Origin of the sequence: Rhodococcus sp. 06-1474-1B (assembly GCF_002258885.1) — a bacterium.
In the GTDB taxonomy this organism is placed as follows: domain Bacteria; phylum Actinomycetota; class Actinomycetes; order Mycobacteriales; family Mycobacteriaceae; genus Rhodococcoides; species Rhodococcoides fascians.
Genome location: NZ_NOYR01000021.1, coordinates 77,988 through 92,691, shown reverse-complemented (window position 1 = coordinate 92,691; position 14,704 = coordinate 77,988). Strand labels below are relative to the sequence as shown.

Annotated in this window: 13 protein-coding genes; 9 read left to right on the top strand and 4 right to left on the bottom strand. The window is 65.0% G+C overall.

Annotation, left to right across the window (positions count from 1 at the left end; all coding sequences use genetic code 11):
* The first annotated feature begins 52 nt into the window (after positions 1-52).
* The 4 genes from ilvA (at position 53) to CH266_RS07335 (ending at position 6,237) form a co-directional block, all read left to right on the top strand.
* The gene (ilvA, locus tag CH266_RS07350; protein ID WP_217900928.1) at positions 53-1,216 is read left to right on the top strand and encodes a threonine ammonia-lyase; all 1,164 of its coding nucleotides are present in this window, start codon (positions 53-55) and stop codon (positions 1,214-1,216) included.
* A 74-nt stretch (positions 1,217-1,290) separates the two neighbouring features.
* On the top strand, positions 1,291-4,422 hold the full coding sequence (locus tag CH266_RS07345; RefSeq protein ID WP_094715035.1) for an arabinosyltransferase domain-containing protein: 3,132 nt from the start codon (positions 1,291-1,293) through the stop codon (positions 4,420-4,422).
* Between the two features lie 55 nt (positions 4,423-4,477).
* Positions 4,478-5,446, top strand: a complete 969-nt coding sequence (locus CH266_RS07340) for a daunorubicin resistance protein DrrA family ABC transporter ATP-binding protein (RefSeq protein ID WP_027498152.1) — start codon at positions 4,478-4,480, stop codon at positions 5,444-5,446.
* Positions 5,443-6,237 (top strand): ABC transporter permease, encoded by a 795-nt coding sequence (locus CH266_RS07335; RefSeq protein ID WP_027498151.1) that lies wholly within the window; start codon positions 5,443-5,445, stop codon positions 6,235-6,237. The genes CH266_RS07340 and CH266_RS07335 overlap by 4 nt, the downstream gene beginning before the upstream one ends.
* A 68-nt stretch (positions 6,238-6,305) precedes the next feature.
* On the opposite strand, the gene greA is transcribed toward CH266_RS07335, so the two are convergent.
* Positions 6,306-6,800: a transcription elongation factor GreA gene (gene greA, locus CH266_RS07330; protein ID WP_027498150.1), complete on the bottom strand. Its 495-nt coding sequence runs from the start codon at positions 6,798-6,800 to the stop codon at positions 6,306-6,308.
* Positions 6,801-7,023: 223 nt separating this feature from the next.
* Positions 7,024-7,464, bottom strand: coding sequence for a DUF4307 domain-containing protein (locus CH266_RS07325; RefSeq protein WP_027498149.1), 441 nt, complete (start codon positions 7,462-7,464; stop codon positions 7,024-7,026).
* A gap of 103 nt (positions 7,465-7,567) precedes the next feature.
* On the opposite strand from CH266_RS07325, the gene mca reads away from it, so the two are divergent.
* From mca to CH266_RS07310, 3 genes are read left to right on the top strand one after another with little or no spacing between them, the layout of a single operon-like run.
* Positions 7,568-8,443: a mycothiol conjugate amidase Mca gene (mca, locus tag CH266_RS07320; protein ID WP_027498148.1), complete on the top strand. Its 876-nt coding sequence runs from the start codon at positions 7,568-7,570 to the stop codon at positions 8,441-8,443.
* The gene (locus CH266_RS07315) at positions 8,440-8,730 is read left to right on the top strand and encodes a hypothetical protein (RefSeq protein ID WP_027498147.1); all 291 of its coding nucleotides are present in this window, start codon (positions 8,440-8,442) and stop codon (positions 8,728-8,730) included. Before mca ends, CH266_RS07315 begins: the two co-directional genes overlap by 4 nt.
* Positions 8,730-10,739: a thioredoxin domain-containing protein gene (locus CH266_RS07310; protein ID WP_094715034.1), complete on the top strand. Its 2,010-nt coding sequence runs from the start codon at positions 8,730-8,732 to the stop codon at positions 10,737-10,739. Before CH266_RS07315 ends, CH266_RS07310 begins: the two co-directional genes overlap by 1 nt.
* 38 nt (positions 10,740-10,777) lie before the next feature.
* Here CH266_RS07310 and trhA read toward each other — a convergent pair whose 3' ends face one another.
* Positions 10,778-11,443, bottom strand: a complete 666-nt coding sequence (trhA, locus tag CH266_RS07305; RefSeq protein WP_094715033.1) for a PAQR family membrane homeostasis protein TrhA — start codon at positions 11,441-11,443, stop codon at positions 10,778-10,780.
* A gap of 133 nt (positions 11,444-11,576) precedes the next feature.
* Between trhA and CH266_RS07300 the strand changes: the two genes are divergently transcribed.
* Positions 11,577-12,359, top strand: a complete 783-nt coding sequence (locus tag CH266_RS07300; RefSeq protein WP_027498144.1) for an isoprenyl transferase — start codon at positions 11,577-11,579, stop codon at positions 12,357-12,359.
* An 83-nt stretch (positions 12,360-12,442) separates the two neighbouring features.
* Here the strand turns inward: CH266_RS07300 and coaA are convergent, their stop codons facing one another.
* The gene (gene coaA, locus CH266_RS07295) at positions 12,443-13,375 is read right to left on the bottom strand and encodes a type I pantothenate kinase (RefSeq protein WP_027498143.1); all 933 of its coding nucleotides are present in this window, start codon (positions 13,373-13,375) and stop codon (positions 12,443-12,445) included.
* A 126-nt stretch (positions 13,376-13,501) separates the two neighbouring features.
* On the opposite strand from coaA, the gene CH266_RS07290 reads away from it, so the two are divergent.
* Positions 13,502-14,698, top strand: coding sequence for a hypothetical protein (locus CH266_RS07290; protein ID WP_032381333.1), 1,197 nt, complete (start codon positions 13,502-13,504; stop codon positions 14,696-14,698).
* Positions 14,699-14,704: the final 6 nt, after the last annotated feature.

Sequence of the window (14,704 nt, the reverse complement as noted above, 5' to 3'; positions counted from 1 at the left end):
TCGGGTGACCACGTCGGATATTGCCTCGGCCGAGGCGTTGCTGGAGCCGGTCATGCGCCGGACGCCGGTGGTTGCGTCACGGATTCTGTCCGACCTGACCGGTCACGAGGTGCGCCTCAAATGCGAGAACCTGCAGCGCACCGGATCGTTCAAGCCGCGCGGGGCGTACAACCGGATCGCCCGACTCGACGCCGACCAGCGCGCCCGAGGCGTGGTGGCGGCCAGCGCAGGCAACCACGCTCAAGGTGTCGCGTGGGCCGCGTCGCAGGTGGGGATCACCTCGACGGTGTTCATGCCGGTCGGAGTGTCGCTGCCCAAACTCGTCGCCACCAAGGCGTACGGCGCGACGGTTCATCTGGTGGGCAATACCGTCGACGAGGCTCTGACGTCGGCACGGGAATTCGCCGACCGTACCGGTGCCACGCTCATCCACCCATTCGATCATCTCGATATCGTGGCCGGGCAGGCGACGCTCGGAACCGAACTGCTGCAGCAGATGCCGGACGTCGGCACCATCGTGATTCCCACCGGCGGCGGGGGACTGTTGGCGGGTGTCGCCGCTGCGGTGAAGCTGACGAGACCGGACGTCAGGGTTATCGGCGTGCAGGCCGAGGGCGCGGCCGCGTGGCCGGCGTCGTTGAAGGCGGGCCACCCGATCGCGCTGACGTCGATGTCGACGATGGCCGACGGCATCGCCGTCGGTCTCCCCGGGTCGGTGCCGTTCGATCATGTGCAGGGCTGGGTCGACGACGTCGTGACCGTCAGTGAGGACGCGCTGTCGCGCGCCTTGGTGCTGTGCATCGAGCGAGCGAAGCTCATCGTCGAACCGGCGGGTGCCGCTGCGGTGGCAGCGCTGATGACGCACTCGGCCGAGGAATTGGGTCTGACTGGGTCGGTGTGCGCGGTGCTGTCGGGCGGAAACATCGATCCGCTGCTGCTCACTCATGTCATCACCCACGGGCTTCGGGCCGGTGGACGTTATCTGGCCGTGCGGGTGACGATTTCGGACAAGCCCGGCGGACTCACCGGTGTCCTGGGCGTCGTGCGCGACGCCGGTGCGAGTGTCGTCGACGTCGTGCATTCCCGCACCGGGGGACGTCTGGGTCTCGAGGAAGTCGACGTCATGTTGACCGTCGAGACACGCGGACCCGATCACCGCGGCACGGTTCTCGACGCCCTGGGTGCAGCGGGATATGCGGTGCAGGTCGAGAACTGACGGCCGGGTTCACACAGGTCGCACTGGTACCTTGATCAGCGACCTGGACCAGGACATCGGTGGGAGAAGTTTGCATGGCACGGCTCGTCGCGATCGTTTCCGCACTGGTGGGAATCCTGCTGACGATCTCGATACCGCTGTTGCCGATCGAACAACAACAGTCGTCGTTGACCTGGCCGCAGAGCGAGACCGTCGGCAATGTCGAGGCTCCGCTCGTCGGCTACACCCCGATCAGCGTGGACGCGACCGTTCCGTGTGCTGCCGCGGCTGATCTTTCCGACGGCGGCCTGTTGCTGTCCACGTCGCCCAAGGGATCGCCCGACGCCTATCGCTACGGTCTCGTCGCCGAGGTGACCGGCGGCGAGGCGTCGCAACTGAAGGTGACGTTGCGCGATTCGGTCCTGCTCGAGAAGCCGGTCGCGGAACTGAGCCCATCGACTGCGGGCGACTGCTCGTTGACGATCACCTCGAACGGCACCGCGACAACGGTCGGATTGACCGGTGACGACACCGTCTCCCGCGAGGGCGACGTGCGGCCCCAGCTGGTCGGAGTGTTCAGCGATCTGCAGGGCAACGTTCCCGGTCTGCAGCTGCAGGCCGAGCTGGACAGTAGGTTCTCGTCCACGCCGAGTGCGCTCAAGTGGTTCGCGATGATCGTCGGAGTGCTCGCCACGGGAATCTCGCTGGTGGCTTTGCACCGCCTCGATCTGTCCGACGGTCGTCGCGCCCGACGATTCCTGCCGCGGCGCTGGTGGAGCTTCGGGCCGGCCGACGCGGTGGTGATCGGGACGCTGCTGGTGTGGCACGTCATCGGCGCGAACACCTCCGACGACGGCTATCAACTGGGCATGGCACGCACGGCCGACCACGCCGGATACATGGCCAACTACTTCCGTTACTTCGGGGTGCCCGAAACACCGTTCGGCACACCGTTGTACGACATGTTCACCCTCCTCTCGCACGTGTCGACGGCCAGTGTGTGGATGCGGATTCCGACGTTGATCTGCGGCGTCGTCGTCTGGCTCGTCCTCAGTCGTGAGGTGATCCCGCGGTTCGGTGCCGCTGCCCGCGCGTCGAAAACTGCGCTGTGGACCGGCGGGCTGGTGATGCTGGCGTTCTGGTTGCCGTACAACAACGGTCTGCGCCCGGAGCCGTTCGTGGCTCTGGGCGTGTTGCTGACGTGGTGTTCGGTGGAGCGGTCCATCGCGACACGGCGGCTGCTGCCTGCGGCAGCGGCGATTCTGATCGCTGCGTTGACGGTCACGTGCGCACCGTCGGGCTTCATCTGTTTCGCGCCACTGATTGCCGGTGCCCGACCTGTGATTCAGATCGTCGTCGCCCGCGCCCGCGCGTTCGGCACCACAGCATGGGGTGCACTGACACTGCTCGCGCCGTTGATCGCGTCGGGCACCGTGGTACTCGTCTTCGCGTTCGGGAATCAGACCGTGGCCGGGATGCTCGAGATGCAGCGGGTGCACACTGCGGCCGGGCCGAGCCAGGCATGGTTCGAGGAGTACCTGCGCTACCAGTGGCTGATGAACATGGACATCGACGGCTCGCTGGCGCGCCGCTTCGGGGTGTTCGTCATGGTCGTCTCGCTGATCGCGGTGGTGATCGCGATGCTGCGCAAGGGCGGCAAGATTCCCGGCACCGCCACCGGCCCCGCTCGACGCATCGTCGGCATCACCGTCGGGGCCATGGCATTGATGATGATCACCCCCACCAAGTGGACGCATCACTTCGGCGTGTTCGCCGGGCTCGCGGCCTCGGTTGCGGTGCTCGCGGCCGTGGCAACCGGCGCAGCGGTGCTCCGTTCGCGGCGCAACCGGTTGCTGTTTGCGGCGGCCGTGTCGTTCCTGACGGCGGTCGCCTTCACCGGAACCAACGGCTACTGGTACGTCTCGGCGTGGGGAGTTCCGTTCTGGGACAAGCCGATTCTGGTGGCCGGTCTCGGCATCTCGACGATGTTCCTCGGCCTGACGGTACTGCTGTTGCTCGCCGCTGTGTGGTTCCATCTGCGTGCGCCGTACGTCCGCGCCGACAAGCCGATGGCGCGATGGTGGTCGGTGCCGCCGATCGCCGTGGCCGCAGGGCTGATGGTGCTGCTGGCCGTGGCATCGATGGCCAAGGGTGCGGTGGCTCAGTGGCCGTCGTACTCGGTCGCGAAATCGAACCTGTCGGCGCTGGCCGGCAACACGTGTGGACTCGCGAACGACGTGCTGCTCGAGACGAACCCCAATGCCGATGTGCTGCAACCGGTCAGCGGCGACGCCGTCGCCGCTCTGGGGGCCGAGAACGACGGGTTCACCCCGGACGGGGTTGCGCGGGACCTCACCGCAGACAAGGAATCCTCGGCGTCGGGCACCTCGAACACCGTCGACACCGAGGATCAGCAACAGCCGACGTCGACCAACGGAGCCGGAACCGGGGGCAGTGCACTGCCGTACGGCCTCGACCCTGCAACCGTGCCGGTACTGGGATCGTTCGGATCGGACACTCCCGCCACCCTGACCACCGGCTGGTACGCGCTGCCCGCCGATCCCGGTCAGCTCGTCTCCATTGCCGCGGCCGGACGCATCCGCTCGGTGAACTCCGACGGCATCGTCACCTACGGCCAGAACCTCGAACTCGAGTACGGAGTGGACGGCCGGGCGCAGGGGCGGGTGACGCCCATCGACATCGGCCCGACGCCGTCGTGGCGCAACCTGCGGGTGCCGATGGACCTGATTCCCGCCGGCAGCAACATGATTCGTTTGGTATTGAGTGACACCGACCGCGACCCGGACCAGTGGCTCGCGGTCACCCCGCCGCGGGTGCCGCGTACCCAGACGTTGAACGAGGTGGTCGGGCGCGAGAATCCGGTGCTGTTGGACTGGGAGGTGGGCTTCAACTTTCCGTGTCAGCATCCGTTCGATCACCGACTCGGGGTTGCCGAAGTTCCGCAGTACCGGGTGTTGCCGGACCGCAGCGGTGCCGTCATCACCAACGCATGGCAGGACCATTTCGGCGGCGGCCCGCTCGGATGGATCGATGTCGTTGCCTCGGCCCGCACCATCCCGTCGTACCTGGACGGGGACTGGGATCGCGACTGGGGATCGATCGAGCAGTACACACCGTACGACCGATCGGCTGAGCCGGCGAAGATCACAGCAACCGAGGTCCAGCGTTCCGGCCTGTGGACGCCCGGTCCCATCAAAACCGGTTAATCTCTACGCGTTCGGAAGTCCTTATACCGACAGTGGAAGAAACGGGGAGAGGGCCATGGCGAACGCTATAGAAGTAGAGAACCTGGTACTTCGGTACGGGAAGAACGTCGCGCTCGACGGGATCGATTTCACGGTGCCCGAGGGCACGGTGCTCGGTGTGCTCGGCCCCAACGGTGCGGGCAAGACGACGGCGGTGCGGATCCTGGCCACTCTACTGCAGGCAACGTCCGGTTCGGCGCGGGTGTTCGGGCTCGATGTAGCGAAGCAAGCCAACGAGGTTCGGGGGACGATCGGCCTGACGGGCCAGTTCGCGGCTGTCGACGAGTATCTGACGGGGTACGAGAATCTGGAGATGGTCGGCAGACTGTTCGGGCTGCGCAAGGCCGAAGCCAGGAAGCGCGCCGACGAGCTGCTGAGCAGGTTCGACCTCGAATATGCACGCGACCGCACCGCCAAGCAGTACTCCGGAGGTATGCGTCGTCGACTCGACATCGCTGCCAGTCTGATCGGCAGGCCACGGGTGGTGTTCCTGGACGAACCCACCACCGGTCTCGACCCACGCAGCCGAATCACGATGTGGGAGTTCATCGCAGATCTCGTCCGTGACGGAACGACGATTCTGTTGACGACGCAGTACCTCGAGGAGGCGGACCGGCTCGCCGATTCGATCATCGTGCTCAACAAGGGCAAGATCATCGCGCGCGGCACCGCCGACGAGCTGAAGGCCCAAACGGGCGGCGAGCGAATCGAATTCGTACTCACGGACCGATCTCAAGCCGATCGCGCCAAGGAGATCCTGACCCCGATCGGCGTCGAGCCGCCCACCCTGGACGAACAGGTTGGACGGATCGTCATGCCGGTCAACGGTGGATCGAAGGATCTGTCCACGGCGTTGAGTCGTCTGGAAGCTGCGGGAATCGGGGTGGTCGACGTCGGTCTGCGACGGCCGAACCTCGACGATGTGTTCCTGTCTCTGACCGGTCAGACCACCGGCGAGCCCGAGGCTGCGGAGGAAGAGAAATGAGCAACGTTCTCCTGGATTCGGCGATCATCACCAAGCGAAACCTGATCAAGCTCAAGCGAGTTCCCGATCTGCTGTTCTTCGCAACGCTGTCACCGATCATGTTCGTGCTGTTGTTCGCCTATGTCTTCGGCAGTGCCATCGACGTACCCGGCATCGACTACAAGAGCTTCCTGATGGGTGGCATCTTCGTTCAGACGATGATCTTCGGTGCGTCCATCACCGGATCCTCACTGGCCGAGGATCTGCAGAAGGGCGTCATGGATCGCTTCCGGTCCCTGCCGATGGCGCGATCTGCCGTCGTCATCGGGCGGACGGCCGCCGACGTCGGCAACAACGTCGTCACCATCACGATCATGTCCATCACCGGACTCATCGTGGGCTGGCGCATCACGTCGTCGTTCTTCGACGCTCTGCTCGGTTACGTGCTGTTGCTTCTGTTCGCGTACTCGATTTCGTGGGTGATGGCTCTGGTGGGACTGATCGTGCGCTCCCCGGAGATCTTCAACAACGCGTCGTTCATCGTGATCTTCCCGCTCACGTTCATCGCGAACACCTTCGTGCCGATCGACAACTTCCCGAGCGTGCTCAAGACAATCGCGGAATGGAACCCCATCTCGTCGGTGACCCTGGCCGTGCGTGAGCAGTTCGGCAATACCAATCCGATGGCCCCACCGCCCGAGGTGTGGCCGTTGCAGAACCCGGTCCTGTACACGTTGATCTGGGTCGTGGTGATGCTCGTGGTGTTCGTGCCGCTGTCGGTCCGCAAGTACCAGAAGACGATGACTGCCTGAGATCGTCCGAAACGACAACACCCCCGGCCGCTGAGCGACCGGGGGTGTTGTTCGAGAAAAGGCTCGAATCAGGTGTGGTACGGCTCTGCGCTGACCAGCGTGACCTTCATGGTCTTGCCGTTGGGCAGGGTGTACTCGCGGGTGTCGCCGACCTTCGCGTCGATGAGCGATCCACCCAGCGGGGACGCGGGGGAGTACACCTCGAGCTTGCTGTCGCGGGCACCCTCTTCGCGGGTGGCGATCAGGAAGGTCTCGGTGTCGGACTCGTCGCCGTCGTAGTAGACCTTGACGACGGATCCGGGCAGAGCCACGCCCGACTGGGTGGGCGCCTCGCCGACCTTCGCGTTGTTGAGCAGTTCCTGCAACTGACGAATGCGTGCTTCCTGCTGGCCCTGCTCCTCGCGCGCAGCGTGGTAGCCGCCGTTCTCCTTCAGATCGCCCTCTTCGCGACGCTCGTTGATCTCGGCGGCGATGACGGGGCGATTGGAAATGAGCTGGTCGAGTTCGCTCTTGAGCCTGTCGTGTGATTCCTGGGTAAGCCAGGTCACCTGGGTCTCGGTCATCTCGATCACTCCCTCGTAGTCGGAATCTCGAGTTCGATTCCGGTTTCTAGGCGGTAGGGCACGCAACGAAGAGGGGACTCCAATGGATGGATCCCCTTGGTCGGCCCGCATCCTGGAGCCGTCGACATCGTTGACGCAGGTAACCCTGCCCGCAATGCAGCAATACACGGCACCTGTGCGGCAGCCGTGTACGACCCGAGCTTACCACGAACAGGCTCTTCGCCTATCGGGCTCGTAAATACTCGGGAACATCGAGGCTGCAGCCGTACACGTCTCCGACGGCGGGTGGGGAGGACGTCGTCACGTCGGTGGTGAGCTCCACCGTGGTCGAGGAGGACTCCGGTGGGATGTACACCTCGCGCCGTCCGGTCTCGGAACCGTCGCGAGATCGAGCGCGGACGATGCACACCGCCGGTTGCTCCGGGTTCTCCCGGGTGACGCTGAATCGGATCGACATCGTGCTTTCGTCGACGATGTCGAACGAAAGCTGGCTGCCTTCGACGGGCTTGACCGAGAATTTCGTGTACGCGTAGTAGGCCACGCCGAGCCCGACCAGCAGGACCAGTGCCACCAGTGCGATCTTCGTCGCACGTTTCGGAGCTCGCCGAATGCCGCTCGGACCGGAACCCGACGGGTATCTACCTGCGGGAAGTGCGTTGGTCATGTCAGCTCTCGGAGTGGAATCGGGGGTGCCGCTGGGGGCATGTCGGCGTCAGGTGGAACTATAGGGCAGGCAAGAACAAGGCGAATCCGAGGTGAGGAAGAACGTGTCCGGACTGCGGCTCATGGCAGTGCATGCCCATCCCGACGACGAGTCCAGCAAAGGTGCTGCGACCACGGCCCGCTATGCGGCCGAAGGGCACGACGTTCTGGTCGTCACGCTCACCGGCGGCGAGCGAGGGGACATCCTCAATCCGGCGATGGACATTCCGGGCGTCCACCAACGGATCCGGGAGGTTCGACGCGAGGAGATGGCCGAGGCGGCGCGCATCCTCGGGGTACAGCAGACGTGGCTCGGATTCGAGGACTCGGGACTCCCCGAGGGCGATCCGCTGCCGCCGCTGCCCGAGGGCTGCTTCGCGCTGGTGCCGTTGGAGGTGTCCACCGAGGCGTTGGTGAAGGTGGTTCGAGACTTCAAGCCCCACGTCATCACCACGTACGACGAACGCGGCGGCTACCCGCATCCCGATCACATCCGCTGCCACGAGGTCTCGATGGCCGCGTGGGAAGCCGCGGGCGATCCCGAGCGTTTCCCCGATGCGGGTGAGCCGTGGACTCCGCTCAAGCTCTACTACTCGCACGGTTTCCTGCGTAAGCGCATGCAGCTCTTCCACGACTGGTTCATCGATCGCGGCGAGGAAAGCCCGTTCGTCGACTGGCTGAAGCGGTGGGACGGTCAGCGCGACGAGATCATGGAGCGCATCACCACGCAGGTCGACGTGGGCACCTGGTTCGAGCAGCGCGACGACGCACTGCGAGCCCATGCGACGCAGATCGATCCCAACGGAGCGTTCTTCGCGGTGCCGGTGGACGTCCAACGCAAGTTGTGGCCCACCGAGGAGTTCGAGCTCGCCCGCACCCGCGTGACCACGTCACTGCCCGAGACCGACCTGTTCGCGGGAATAGAAGAGACCGAACAATGATCGTGTCGATCCTCGCCCAGCAGCCCACGGGGCCCGAGTTCGGCAAGTCGTCGCCGATCGGTCTGGTGATCCTCGTGGCGTTGCTGGTCGGAACGGCGCTGCTGATCTGGTCCATGAACAAGAAGATCAAGCGTCTGCCCGCGACGTTCGAGAAAGAAGATCCCACGCTGGATCAGGCGCTCGACGAGGGCACCGATCGTGGGGGCATCACGCCGAGCCCACAACCGGACACCAGCCGTCCGAAACCCGCTGTCTCCGACAAACCCGCTGTCTCCGACGAACCCTGATGCTCGACGCGAACACGCTGGGCGAGTCGACCAGTCCGTATCTGCGTCAGCACGCGGACAATCCGGTGCACTGGCAGCAGTGGGGACCGCAGGCACTGCAGTCCGCGCGTGATCGCGATGTCCCGATCCTGTTGTCCATCGGGTACTCGGCGTGCCACTGGTGTCATGTCATGGCACACGAATCGTTCGAGGACGAGGCCATCGCGGCCCTGATGAACGAGCACTTCGTGTGCATCAAGGTCGATCGGGAAGAACGCCCCGACCTCGATGCGGTGTACATGAACGCCACTGTCGCGATGACCGGTCAGGGCGGTTGGCCGATGACCTGTTTCCTCACACCCGAGACCGAACCTTTCTACTGCGGGACGTACTACCCACCGGCCCCGCGCCAGGGGATGCCCTCCTTCGAACAATTACTGACCGCAATCGCCGATACCTGGTCCACCCGGCGACAGGAGGTGTTCGACGCGTCCGCGGCCATCGTCACCGAACTGCGCAAACAGAGTTCCGGTATTCCGGCCGGCGGACGACCGATGGACGCCGATTTTCTGGCCGCGTCCGTCGCGGCGGTCTGCGCCGACGAGGACACCACGTACGGCGGCTTCGGCCGGGCACCGAAGTTTCCACCGGGTGCACTGCTGGAGGGTCTGCTCCGGCACTACGAGCGCACCGGCAACGGTGAGGTGCTCGACGTGGTTCGACGTACCGCGTCGGCGATGGCGCGCGGAGGCATGTACGACCAACTTGCCGGCGGCTTCGCGCGGTATTCGGTCGACGCCGAATGGATCGTTCCGCACTTCGAGAAGATGCTCTACGACAATGCGCTGCTGCTGCGGTTCTACGCGCACGCCGCCCGGGTGGACGACGATCGGCTGGTGCGTCGGGTGGCGTCCGATACCGCACGATTCATGCTCGGTGAATTGCGCACGGCCAACGGCTGTTTCGCGTCGGCGCTCGATGCCGACACCGAAGGAGTCGAGGGTCTGACCTACGTGTGGACGCCGGAGCAGCTGGTCGACACCCTCGGTTTCGAAGACGGTGTATGGGCTGCGGGTCTGTTCGCGGTGAATTCCGCCGGCACGTTCGAGGCCGGTATGTCGGTGCTGCAACTGCCCGCCGAGCCCGAGGACTACGACCGGTTCGCCCGCATCCGGAACGCGTTGTCGGCGGCTCGAGCGTCGCGGCCGCAACCCGGTCGAGACGACAAGGTGGTCACCGCGTGGAACGCACTGGCCATCACCGCGTTGGCAGAGGCCGGAACCGGCGCGAACGAACCGACCTGGGTCGACGCGGCCGTCGAATGCGGCGAGCAACTGTTCGCCACTCACGTCGAATCGGGACGTGTCCGGCGGGCGTCCCTCGGTAGCGCAGTGGGTGAGGCCACCGGAGTGCTCGAGGACTACGCCTGCCTCGCCGTGGCCGCGGCCACGCTGTTCCAGGCCACCGGCGACGCGGTCTGGACCCGGCGGATGACGACGATCCTCGACGCTGCGATCGAGCACTTCGCCGATCCCGACGACGCCGGCAGCTGGTTCGACACCGCCGACGATGCCGAGACCCTGGTGACCCGGCCGCGGGATCCGATCGACGGTGCGACTCCGTCGGGAGCGTCGACGATGGCCGAGGCGCTGCTCACCGCGGCCGCCCTCGTCGATCACGAATCGTCCGCACGGTACGCCGAATTGGCCGCTGCTTCGCTCGCACGAGCGGCGGCCATCCTCGAACGCGCCCCGAGGTCGGGTGGTCACTGGCTGGCCGTGGCCGAGGCGTCGGTGCGCGGCCCGATTCAGATCGCCGTGTCGCTCGCACCGGGCGGTGAGTTGCTCGCCGCCGCGCGGTCGCTGGCACCCGGAGGTTCCGTGGTGGTCGCAGGATCGGCCGACTCGTCTGCGCTGCTGACGGGCCGACCGCCCGTCGACGGGCAGGAAACGGCGTACGTGTGTCGCGGATTCGTCTGCGACCGGCCTGTGACGTCGGTCGAGGATCTGGCGGCCGCACTGCGGAAGTGACGTCGCCGACGCGGTGTTCCGAGCCTCCCGACGCGTCGTCAGAACAGGACGAGCCACACTGCCACGAGGTGGCAGATTGCCGCCAACACCGTTGCTGCGTGGAAGAACTCGTGATGGCCGAATGTCGTGGGCCACGGATTCGGCCACTTGGTGGCGTAGAGGATCGCCCCGCCGCTGTAGAAGATGCCGCCGACCAACAGCAGCAGGAACGGTGCGAAGCCGACGTGCTCGATCAGGGTGGGAGCGACCGGCACGATGGCCCAGCCGAGCACGAGATACAGCGGTACCCCGACCCAGCGGGGAGCGGTGGGCCACAGCATCTTCAGAGCCACCCCGCAGATCGCTCCGATCCACACGACGATCAACAGAGTTCGTCCCGTCGCGGCCGGCAGACCCAGTACGGCGAACGGGGTGTAGCTACCGGCGATGAACAGAAAGATCATCGAGTGGTCGGCGCGTTTCATCCAGATCTGCGACGCGGTGGTCTTCCAGTGCACGCGGTGATAGGTGGCGCTGACGCCGAACACCCCGCACACGGTGATCGAATAGATGCCCGTCGCGAGGCCTGCACTGACCGACACCAGGCTGAACGCCATCGTGACGAGGGTGATCGCGCACACCACCGCGACGCCGAAGGCGTACAGGTGAATCCAGCCACGCATGCGTGGCTTGACGGGTATCTCGTCCAGTCCGAACATCGTCATGAAAGATGACCTCCCGTTCCGCCGTAGTGAACCTACGCAACCGTAGGTTCGGACGCTACTGTACCGGCCGCCCGCTCGAAGACGTCGGCGTAAGGTGATCCTCCGTGGTGATGAGAGCAGCGGTGACGAAGTAGTGGTGATCATTCCGCAGAAGGTGCGCGGCGTTCTCTACAACGTGTACGAGCGGCGTTTGTTGAGTCAGCTCGAGGGTGTGCAGCACCCGCGGCACGTCGCGGTGATGTGTGACGGCAACCGGCGGTGGGCACGGGAGAACGGGTTCACCGACGTCGCGCACGGCCACCGCATGGGGGCGCTCAAGATCGCCGAGATGCTCGGCTGGTGCGACGCTGCCGGAATCGAGATGGCCACCATCTATCTGCTCTCGACCGAGAACCTCCGACGGGATGCCGACGAACTCGATTCGCTGCTCGACATCATCACCGACGTCGTCGAGGAGATCTGCGGACCCGAGATGAACTGGGGTGTCAAACTCGTCGGCACTCTCGATCTGCTGCCTGCATCGACCTCACGCCGGCTCAAAGAGGCGGCTGCGCGCACCGAGGGCCGAACCGGAACGCACGTCAACGTCGCCGTCGGATACGGCGGCCGTCAGGAAATCGCCGACGCCGTGCAGTCGCTGGTCACCGAGAAAATCGCCGAGGGCATCACCGGGGACGAGTTGGTGGCCTCCATCAACGTCGACGGTATCGACAGTCACCTATACACCTCGGGTCAACCCGATCCCGATCTCGTCATCCGCACCTCGGGAGAGCAACGCCTGTCCGGTTTCCTGCTGTGGCAGAGCGCATATTCGGAGATCTGGTTCACCGAGGCCTATTGGCCCGAATTCCGTCGCGTCGACTTCTTGCGGGCACTCCGCGACTTCGCCGCACGACACCGTCGGTTCGGTATCTGACGTGCACGGCTGGACCGTGTGGTCATTCCGCAGGCTCCACTCCAGCTCGTAGCCTGCTACGAACTTCCACTCACGACCTGGACCTACAACTTTCGCAGGCGCAGCCGGTTGATCGCATGGTCGTTGTCCTTGCGTAGCACCATCGTTGCTCGCGGACGAGTCGGAAGAATGTTCTCCACCAGGTTCGGCAGGTTGATCGAATGCCAGAGATCCTCGGCCGCGATCTGCGCGTGATCGTCGGACAGTCCTGCATAGTGATGGAAATGCGAGGACGGGTCGGTGAACGAGGTCTTGCGTAGCGCCAGGAATCGTTTGACGTACCAGCTCTCGATGTCCTCGATCCGAGCGTCGACGTAGATCGAGAAGTCGAACAGATCCGAGACCATCAGCCGAGGTCCGGTCTGGAGTACGTTGAGCCCCTCCACGATCAGGATGTCGGGCTGGCGAACCATGTGGTACTGGCCTTTGACGATGTCGTACGACACGTGCGAATAGACCGGCGCGCCCACCTCTTCGGTTCCGGACTTGACCTCGGTGACGAACCTGAGCAGCTTGCGTCGGTCGTAACTTTCGGGAAAGCCCTTGCGGTGCAAGATTCCTCGGCGCATGAGCTCGGCCGTCGGATACAGGAAACCGTCGGTGGTGACGAGGTCCACGCGGGGATGGTGATCCCACCGGGCCAGGAGTGCTTGCAGCACACGGGCAGTGGTGGATTTACCGACCGCGACGCTGCCCGCTACGCCGATGACGAACGGAACCTGTCGATCGGGATGTTTCTCACCGAGGAACGTGGCCGTTGCCGCGAACAACCGCTGGCGCGCGGCCACCTGGAGATGAATCAGCCGGGCCAGCGGCAGATAGACCTCGGCCACCTCGTCCAGATCGATCTGCTCACCGAGACCGCGCAGGCCGACCAGTTCTTCCTCGGTGAGTACCAGCGGTGTGGATTGACGCAGCGTGCGCCACTGCACACGGTCGAACTCGACGTACGGACTGGACTCGCTCACGCACGCCACCTGAGCATCGGAGCTGCTGAGGATTCGGCGGTGCTCCTGTCGGGCGCGAGTCGCATGGTTCCAGATTGTGCTCGGTGCCTGTCCACCGCGCACGGGCGGGGTCGTTCGCCGTACTAGGGTTCGGATATGGATGCTGCTTCCCTGGTTCGCGAATACCTGTTGCTGGGCCTGAGTTTCGACCGACTCGAAGACGGTTTCGTCGACGCGTACACCGGTGATCCCGAACTGCGTCGAATCACCGAGAACGCCCCGGCGCCGGAGCCGCGTGAGCTCGTCCGTCGAGCGCAGACACTGCGCGCCGAGCTCGGCAACGTCGAGCTGACAGCGGAACGCCGGACGTTTCTCGACGTCCACCTGCGGGCGTTGGAATGCTCCGCGCGCAAGTTCGCAGGCGAGAACATCGGCTTCGTCGACGAGGTCCACGCCTACTTCGACGTTCGAATCGCACCGGGGGATCAGGACCAGTACCTGCAGGCGCATCGCAAGATGGACGAGGTGCTCCCCGGACCCGGCTCATTGAGCGAACGGTTGATCGCCCACCGCCGCGCCGACGTCATTCCAGCGGATCGACTGCAGGACTGCGTCGAGGCGTTCTCGTCCGCATTGCGCGACCGCGTCCGCGCCGAATACTCGTTGCCCGAGAACGAGAAGGTGACGTACGAGGTAGTCGGCGACAAGCCGTGGTCCGGCTTCAACTACTACCTCGGTAACTTCCAGTCCACCGTCGCGATCAACTCCGACATCGAACAGCAGATGGCCAACCTGCCCCACCTGATCGCGCACGAGTCTTACCCCGGCCACCACACCGAGCACTGCCGCAAGGAGACGGGGCTCGTCGGCGCAGGACAGCTCGAGCAGACGTTGTTCGTGGTCAACACTCCGCAGTGCCTGATGGCCGAGGGGCTCGCCGACCACGCTCTCGGGGCGATCGTCGGCGAAGGCTGGGGCGCATGGGCGCAGGAAATCTACGCCGACCTCGGACTGCGATTCGACGGCGACAAAGCCGAGCGACTCTCGGCGGCGTCGAGCCAACTGCTGGGAGTTCGCCAGGACGCCGCGCTGTTGCTGCACGATCAGCACAAGAGCGAGGACGATGTGGCCGCCTACCTGGAGCGATGGTCACTTGCCTCGCCGCAGCGCGCACGGCACAGTCTGCGCTTTCTGTCCTCGCCGCTGTGGCGGGCGTACATCAGCACCTACGTCGAGGGCTACAAGCTTCTCGCCGGCTGGTTGGACCAGGGTGAGACCGCCGGCGAGCGGGCACAGCTGTTCGGCAGACTGCTCGACGAGCCACTGACACCGGGCGCAGTACGCGTCTCGTAAACTGGC

Coding starts and splice junctions, on each gene's coding strand:
- CH266_RS07335 (WP_027498151.1), top strand. CDS start 5,443: ATGAGCAACGTTCTCCTGGATTCGGCGATCATCACCAAGCGAAACCTG.
- CH266_RS07340 (WP_027498152.1), top strand. CDS start 4,478: ATGGCGAACGCTATAGAAGTAGAGAACCTGGTACTTCGGTACGGGAAG.
- CH266_RS07290 (WP_032381333.1), top strand. CDS start 13,502: ATGGATGCTGCTTCCCTGGTTCGCGAATACCTGTTGCTGGGCCTGAGT.
- CH266_RS07310 (WP_094715034.1), top strand. CDS start 8,730: ATGCTCGACGCGAACACGCTGGGCGAGTCGACCAGTCCGTATCTGCGT.
- trhA (WP_094715033.1), bottom strand. CDS start 11,443: ATGACGATGTTCGGACTGGACGAGATACCCGTCAAGCCACGCATGCGT.
- greA (WP_027498150.1), bottom strand. CDS start 6,800: ATGACCGAGACCCAGGTGACCTGGCTTACCCAGGAATCACACGACAGG.
- CH266_RS07315 (WP_027498147.1), top strand. CDS start 8,440: ATGATCGTGTCGATCCTCGCCCAGCAGCCCACGGGGCCCGAGTTCGGC.
- CH266_RS07325 (WP_027498149.1), bottom strand. CDS start 7,464: ATGACCAACGCACTTCCCGCAGGTAGATACCCGTCGGGTTCCGGTCCG.
- ilvA (WP_217900928.1), top strand. CDS start 53: ATGCGCCGGACGCCGGTGGTTGCGTCACGGATTCTGTCCGACCTGACC.
- CH266_RS07345 (WP_094715035.1), top strand. CDS start 1,291: ATGGCACGGCTCGTCGCGATCGTTTCCGCACTGGTGGGAATCCTGCTG.